This window comes from Lysobacter brunescens (genome assembly GCF_042677005.1).
GTDB lineage: Bacteria > Pseudomonadota > Gammaproteobacteria > Xanthomonadales > Xanthomonadaceae > Lysobacter_I > Lysobacter_I brunescens.
In genome coordinates this window covers 1-1,030 of record NZ_JBHTIF010000021.1, presented here as the reverse complement: position 1 = coordinate 1,030, position 1,030 = coordinate 1, and the positions used below count along the sequence as shown (strand labels likewise).

The 1,030-nt window shown below is 68.7% G+C and carries 1 protein-coding gene; it reads right to left on the bottom strand.

The genetic code is table 11. The annotated features are described in order from the left end of the window. Positions 1 to 1,030: AMP-binding protein (locus ACFQ0E_RS19155; protein WP_386826631.1), on the bottom strand; the 1,030-nt coding region annotated here is incomplete at both ends.

Genomic DNA, 1,030 nt, shown 5'->3' with positions numbered 1-1,030 from the left:
CCGCGCAGCTTGACCTGGTGGTCGATGCGGCCGAGGTAGCGCAGTTCGCCATCGTGGCGCTGCTGCACCCAGTCGCCGGTGCGGTACCAGCGCTGCATGCCGCCGAGCAGGTCGCGTTCGACGAACTTCTCGTCGGTCAGCGCCTCGCGCTGCCAGTAGCCGCGGGCGAGTTGCGCGCCGCCCAGCCACAGTTCACCGACGCCGCCGATCGGCGCGAGCTCGCCGTCCAGGTCGACCACGCGCTGATCCGCATGACACAGGCGCCCGCCGAGGTCCGAAACAGACTCGACGCACAGGCGCCCAGCTCGGGCGAACGGCTTCATATGCGTCCACACCGTCGCTTCGGTCGGACCATAGCAGTTCCACGCGCCCTGCCCCGCACCGGCGAGCCATTCGCCGAGCGTATCCGACACATATTCTCCGCCGACGAGCACGCGCAGGCCCGCCTGCCCGGTCCAGCCGGTTTCGCGCAGCAGCTTCCACGTCATCGGCGTGGCCTGCAGCACATTGGCCTGCGTGCCGGCCATCAGCGATGCGAGCGCGACACCATCCTGGCTGGTCTCGCGATCGGCCAGCACCACCGTGCCGCCATGGCACAGCGGCAGGAACAGCTCGAGCACCGAGATGTCGAACGAGACCGGCGTCACCGCCAGCCAGCGATAGGTTTCGTCCGCCTGCATCTGCAGCGCGGCATGCGCGCCTTCGAGGAAACGCGCCAGCGCACGATGATCGATCAGCACGCCCTTGGGACGCCCGGTCGAACCCGAGGTGTAGATCATGTAGGCGATGTCGTCCGCGCCAGGCGCGAAATCAGGAGCAGACAAAGCCGATCCCGTGCCCTCGCCTGCATCCGCGACCAGATCCTCCAGCACCACACTGCGTGCGCCCGTGTTCGACCAGCCCGACAGCGACATCCGGTCGCCCACCAGCCAACGCGTGCCGCTGTCGGCCACCATGTAACGCAGCCGCTCCGCAGGATAGCCCGGGTCCAGCGGCAGATACCCCGCGCCCGCCTTCAGCACGCCCAGCA